Below are 6,275 nucleotides of genomic sequence, written 5' to 3'. Positions count from 1 at the left end.
TCGGCCCCTTCTCATGCAGCAGTTTCAGCATCGAGATACGCGCCGAGGAGGCAAGCCCCTTGAGCACGGCAATGCCTTCCTCAGGTTCAATCACCAGAAAATTGCGACTCATGAAATGCCCGGGCCCATGCCAAATCTATATCCGAAATTATCCTGTATATCGGGATATCTGATTTAATCAATGCGCAGGCGAACCCGAGCAATTTGTTAAATCCAGCAGGGCGACGGTCGCGCGGTGGCCCTGCACAGAATTTGTGCAGGAGCCATATGCAGAGTGGACACCTGAACGCCGATCGCCCAATCTAGTCCGGAGCCGAGCCCGGTGATGGCGGCTTGGACATGAAGTGGTTGGACGGGTCGTGACCAAAGGGTGGAAATTATATGATCAGCGACTGGCCTGGGTCCTCGTCGCGCCCGTGCTTTTGCTGCTTACCCTGCTTCTGCTGCTGCCGATCGCGATGATGACTGTCTACACGTTTTTCACCTTCGTTACCGCTGGGGTGGAGTCGGCGGTGCTGACCTTCGACAACTGGAAGGAATTCCTCACCGACAGCTACTATCACGGCTTTCTTTGGAAGACCGTTCGCGTCGGCGCCATCACCGCTGTGATCTGCGCGATCCTTGGCTATTTCCCCGCCTATTTCATCTGGGCCACGACTTTCAAGCACAAATGGCTGCTGCTGTTGCTGCTCATCGTGCCGTTCTGGATCAGCTTCACCATCCGGACATTCTCGTGGATCCATATTCTCGGCGAACAGGGGCTGATCAACGTCGTGCTCATCCGGCTGGGGGTCATCAACGAGCCGTTGCCGATGCTCTACACCGAGGGCGCCGTCATCATGGGGCTGCTGCATTTTCTGCTGCCCTACATGATCCTGAACGTCTATGTCAGCCTGGAGGGCATCGACCGCACCTTGATCGCCGCCGCCCGCTCGATGGGCTGCACCAGCGCACAGGCGTTCCGCGAAGTGACCCTGCCGCTGTCGATTCCGGGGCTGGGCGCCGGACTGTTGCTCTGCTTCGTGCTGGCGGCCGGCTCCTATGTGACGCCGCAATTGCTCGGGGGAAGCCGCGACGCGCTGTTCGGCAACCTGATCTACGACACCATCATGGGGCAGCTCAACTGGCCGATGGGCGCCACGCTTTCCATCGTCCTGTTCGTTCTGCTCGGTGCGGCCGCGGCCGCCTACAGCCGCTATATGGGCCTGTCGCAGATCATGAAGGGTCTCAGTGCATGAGAGCGGAGCATCCCGATCGCGAAGGCAGATGGGCGTGGCGGCTAACCGGCGCGATCACGGTGTGCGTCTATGTCTTCATGTTCGCCCCGATCCTCGCCACGGTCGTGCTTTCCTTCAACGCCTCGATGTTTGGCGGCTTTCCCCTCACCGGCTTCAGCCTGCGCTGGTACGAGAAGCTGCTCACCAACGGGCCGGTCCTCGATGCCTTCCGGACATCGATGTGGATTGCCCTGGTGACGGCAACGGTGACGACGCTGCTCGGCATCATGGCGGCATTGGCGCTGGTGCGCTTCGAGTTCCGTGGCAAGCAGGCGATCAACACGCTTGTCATTCTTCCCGCGCTGGTCCCCGAGACGATACTGGGCGTCGGCCTGCTGGTCATGATCAAAGCCGTCGACCAGCCGCGCAGCATGACGCTTCTGGTGCTCGGCCACATTCTGCTCACGCTCCCCTACGTGGTGCTGATCGTTCAGGCGCGCATGGTCGGCATTAAACGTTCCTATGAGGAGGCGGCACTGTCGCTCGGGGCGCCGCGTGTGTCGACATTCCGCGAGATCACGCTGCCGCTGCTCATTCCCGCAGTGCTTGCCAGCGTGCTGCTCGCCTTCACCATCTCGTTCGACAACACCTCGGCCAGCCTGTTCTGGCGACCGGCGGGCGTCGAGACCATGCCGACGCAAATCCTCTCGATGCTGAAGATCTCGATCAGCCCCGAGGTGAACGCGCTGGGCACTGTCATGATCCTTTTGACGGTCGGCATTCCCTTGGCTGGTGGGCTCATCCTGCAAAGCCTCACCTGGTTCAAGGCAGGCAAGTGAAAATGAAAATGGGAGAATGAAAATGAAACTGACAACCACCAAACGACTGGAACGGCTCAACGAACGCTATGCCAATGGCGACATCAGCCGGCGATCATTCCTGACGCTGACGGCCGCCGCTGCCGCCGCCACCGGGCTTTCCATGCCCTGGATGGGACGCGCGCTGGCCGCGGTTTCGGAAGTGCGCTTCGACGGATGGGGCGGCGTGGTGCAGGAGGCGATCGATAAGTACGCGTTCCAGCCCTACACCGCCAAGTCCAAGGTCAAGGTCGTCCAGGGCACCTTTGGCGACGAGAACGAGATCATCACCAAGATCAAGACGTCGAAGCCGGGCGACTTCCAGATCGTCCATTCTTCCGGCGTCAACTACTACATCAAATACGTCAATGGCGGCTTCAACTCGGAGATCAACGAGGCGAACATTCCGAACATGGCGAATGTGCTGACCGCCATGATCGAGCCGTTCCGCAAGATCACGCCGAAGCTGTCGGCAGTGCCATATGATTACGGCACCACCGGCATCGCCTACAACAACAAGGTCATCTCGCCGGAGGAAGCCAAGGAAAAGGGCGCCAACCTGCTTACCGACAAGAAATATGCCGGCAAGGTCGGCGGCTACGCCGATATGACGACGCGCGTCTGGTATGCGGCGCTGCAGACGAAACAGGACCCCAACAACATCCAGGACATGGATGCGGTCTGGGCCAAGGTTCGCGAGACCCGCGACCTGGCCAAGAAGTTCTGGAGTTCCGGCGCGGAACTGATGGACCTCCTGTCGCGCAACGAAATCGTCGTTACCGATGCCTGGTCCGGACGCGTCGCCGCCCTGCAGCAGCAGGGCCAGCCGATCGGCTATCTCGACCCCGCCGGCTCATACGCATGGATGGAGGACATGCTGGTGCTCAAGGGATCGCCGATGGCCGAATGCGAGGAACTGATCAACTTCATGCTGGATCCGGCCACGTCGATCGCTGTCGCCGAAGGCCAGAATTATCCACCCTCGCTTGATCCGACCAAGGTGAAGCTGACCGACAAGATCGCAGCGCTTCCGGCCTTCGACCCGACCGGATCGATGAAGTCGCTGACCTTCGCCGATCCGCTCTACTGGGCGAAGAACGAAGACGCCTGGACCAAGCAATGGGACAGGGTGTCGAAAGGTGCATGACGATAACAGCCACGATCAGCCCCGGCCGGCATCGGCCGGGGCTGATCGCGACCCGCTCGCTCGGGGCGAAAGCCAGCCGACAGGAAAGCCTGCGGTCGAGTTTCGCGACATCGATATTTTCTACGGCAAGTTCGCCGCCGTGCGCGATTTTTCACTGGCGATCCGCAAGGGCAGTTTCGTCACCTTGCTGGGGCCGTCCGGATGCGGCAAGACCACGATCCTGCGATCGATCGCCGGCCTGGTGGATATCACCAGCGGGCAGATCTCGATCGGCGGAAAGCGCGTCGACGACATCCCGATCTACAAGCGCAACATCGGCCTGGTGTTCCAGAACTACGCGCTCTTTCCACACAAGAACGTCTTCGACAACGTCGCATTCGGGCTGAAATACCGGAACGTGCCGAAACCGGAAATCGTGCGCCGGGTCAAGAAGGCGCTGGATATGGTGCGGCTGCCCGGCAGTGAGACAAAGCTGCCGTCACAGCTCTCGGGCGGCCAGCAGCAACGCATCGCACTGGCCCGCGCCATCGTCTTCGAACCGGAAGTGCTGCTGCTAGACGAGCCCTTGTCGGCGCTCGACGCCAATATGCGCGAGGACATGCGCGTCGAGATCAAGAAAATCCAGCGGGAGACGGGCATCACCGCCATCTTTGTGACGCACGACCAGGAAGAAGCCTTGTCGATGTCCGACCGCATCGTCGTGATGAACGCCGGCCTGATCGAGCAGATCGGTTCCCCGGCGCAGGTCTACGACCAGCCGGCCACCGCATTCGTCGCCAATTTCCTGGGTAAGGCCAACATGCTGCCCGGCAGCGTGACGGCGATGGACGGCAACATGGCAACGATCGCGCTGGCCAGCGGCCATGTCGTAAAGGCGGCCGCACCGAAGGCGCTCACGGCCGGCAGCGCGATCACCGTCGTCGTTCGCCCGCAGAAGCTTACCGTCGGCACCGCCGTTGCTGCCAACAGGCTGTCGGGACGAATAGTCTCGACCTCCTATCTCGGCGGCAATGCGGTCTACGAGATCGACATCGGCGCTGGCACGCCGTTGCGCGCCAACACGCTGATCGACGGCCAGCCGCTGCGTGAAGGCGAAACGGTCGATGTCTGCTTCGACCCGCTGGGTTGCGTGCTTCTCGACGCGCAAGGCGTACGTATCGCGTAGCGACGAGGCGCTGAGCCGTTCAGTCTTTCGCGTCACCCCTTGGCCCGAGAAACCGCGCATAGACCTCACCGACAATACCGCGCCGGAAAACCAGCACGCAGACCATGAAGGTCAGGCCGGTGGCGATGGTCACCGGAAAATTCGAGGTAGCGAGCGTGTTTTCCAGGCCGACGACCAGACTGGCGCCGATGATCGGCCCGACCATGGTGCCGATGCCGCCGAGGAGCGTCATCAGGATCACCTCGCCCGACATCTGCCAGGTGACGTCGGTGAGCGTGGCAAACTGAAAAACGATCGCCTTGAGCGCGCCCGCCAGCCCGGCCAATGTTGCCGACATGACGAAAGCCGCCAGCTTGTAGTTGGCGACGGAATAGCCAAGCGAAATTGCCCGGCTCTCGTTTTCGCGGATGGAACGCAGGATCATGCCGAAAGGCGAGTTGATGATGCGCCAGATGGCGAACACGCCGATCAGGAAGACCGCCAGAACGAAATAGTAGATGTTCATCGAGACGTTCAGGTCGAGCATTCCAAACAGCCTGCCGCGCGGCACGCCCTGGATGCCGTCCTCACCTCCGGTGAACGGCGCCTGCACGCAGAAGAAGAAGAACATCTGCGACAGCGCCAGCGTGATCATGGCGAAATAGATGCCTTGCCGGCGGATGGCAAAGAAGCCCATCACAAGGCCAAGCAGCGCGGCACCCAGGACGCCGAGCAGGATGCCCGCTTCCGGCGGCCAGCCCCAGACCTTGACCGCATATGCGCTGAAGTAGGCTGCCCCGCCGAAGAACGTCGCATGGCCGAAGGACAACAACCCGGTGTAGCCGAGCAGAAGGTTGAACGCGCAGGCAAACAGCGCAAAGCACAGCATTTTCATCAGGAAGATCGGATAGACGAAGAAAGGCGCCACCAGCAGCGCTAGGATGCCGAGCCCCACCAGCGTCCATTCAAGCCATACCGAACTTTTGGCGCGCGTCCCGCGAAGTGAGAGTTCGGCCATCTCAGACGTCCCTTCCGAAAAGACCGGCGGGCCGGACCAGAAGCACGATCGCCATGATGACGAAGACCACCAGATTGGAGGCTTCGGGATAGAAAACCTTGGTCAGGCCTTCGGCGAGCCCAAGCATGTAACCGGTAACGATCGCCCCGAGGATCGATCCCATGCCGCCGACCACGACAACGGCGAACACGACGATGATGAGGTCAGATCCCATCAGCGGGCTTACCTGATAGATCGGCGCGGCGAGAACGCCGGCGAGACCGGCAAGAGCGCAGCCGAGGCCGTAGGTAAGGGTCAGCAGCAACGGCACGTTGACGCCGAAAGCCTGGACCAGGCGGGGGTTCTCCGTTGCCGCGCGCAGATAGGAGCCCAGCTTGGTCTTCTCGATCAGCACCCAGGTGCCGAAACAGACGATCATCGAGGCGACCACCACCCAGCCGCGGTAATTTGGCAGGAACATGAAGCCGAGATTGGTGCCGCCGGACAGCAGCGGCGGCACGGAATAAGGACTTCCCGATACCCCATAGTAGTACCGGAACACGCCTTCGAGCACGAGCGCGAGGCCAAAGGTGAAAAGTAGACCGTAAAGCGGGTCGATATCGTAAAGCCGCGACAGCGCCAGGCGCTCGACCACGACACCGAAGCCGCCGACGATCAGCGGCGACAGGATCAGAGCCGGCCAATAGCCGATGCCGAACCGGGTGAGCAGCAGATAGCCGATGAAGGCGCCGAGCATATAAAGCGCGCCGTGAGCGAAATTGATGACGCGCAACAGGCCGAATATGACAGCCAGGCCGAGGCTCAACATGGCGTAGAAAGAGCCGTTGATGAGGCCGACCAGCAATTGGCCGAGGAATGCCTGAACGGGTATTCCGAAGATCATCGTCATGGC

At 61.0% G+C, this 6,275-nt stretch carries 6 protein-coding genes; 4 read left to right on the top strand and 2 right to left on the bottom strand.

Annotated elements, in window-relative coordinates:
• Positions 1-344 precede the first annotated feature (344 nt).
• From NKJ09_RS24595 to NKJ09_RS24580, 4 genes are read left to right on the top strand one after another with little or no spacing between them, the layout of a single operon-like run.
• Complete coding sequence (locus NKJ09_RS24595; RefSeq protein WP_502899022.1) at positions 345-1,238, top strand: ABC transporter permease; 894 nt, start codon at positions 345-347, stop codon at positions 1,236-1,238.
• Positions 1,235-2,056 (top strand): ABC transporter permease, encoded by an 822-nt coding sequence (locus tag NKJ09_RS24590; protein WP_023718529.1) that lies wholly within the window; start codon positions 1,235-1,237, stop codon positions 2,054-2,056. The genes NKJ09_RS24595 and NKJ09_RS24590 overlap by 4 nt, the downstream gene beginning before the upstream one ends.
• Positions 2,057-2,078: 22 nt before the next feature.
• Complete coding sequence (locus NKJ09_RS24585) at positions 2,079-3,221, top strand: extracellular solute-binding protein (protein ID WP_352484610.1); 1,143 nt, start codon at positions 2,079-2,081, stop codon at positions 3,219-3,221.
• Positions 3,214-4,386 carry an ABC transporter ATP-binding protein gene (locus NKJ09_RS24580; RefSeq protein ID WP_352494492.1) on the top strand — a complete coding sequence of 391 codons (1,173 nt, stop codon included), beginning with the start codon at positions 3,214-3,216 and terminating at the stop codon, positions 4,384-4,386. The genes NKJ09_RS24585 and NKJ09_RS24580 overlap by 8 nt, the downstream gene beginning before the upstream one ends.
• Before the next feature lie 19 nt (positions 4,387-4,405).
• Here the strand turns inward: NKJ09_RS24580 and NKJ09_RS24575 are convergent, their stop codons facing one another.
• Complete coding sequence (locus tag NKJ09_RS24575; protein ID WP_352484608.1) at positions 4,406-5,383, bottom strand: branched-chain amino acid ABC transporter permease; 978 nt, start codon at positions 5,381-5,383, stop codon at positions 4,406-4,408.
• Between the two features lies 1 nt (position 5,384).
• Positions 5,385-6,272 (bottom strand): branched-chain amino acid ABC transporter permease, encoded by an 888-nt coding sequence (locus tag NKJ09_RS24570; RefSeq protein WP_031193840.1) that lies wholly within the window; start codon positions 6,270-6,272, stop codon positions 5,385-5,387.
• Positions 6,273-6,275: the final 3 nt, after the last annotated feature.

The organism is Mesorhizobium sp. M0189 (assembly GCF_040322135.1).
Taxonomy (GTDB): Bacteria; Pseudomonadota; Alphaproteobacteria; order Rhizobiales; family Rhizobiaceae; genus Mesorhizobium.
Note: the sequence above shows the minus strand (reverse complement) of the source record. Positions and strands in the feature narration are given on the sequence as shown.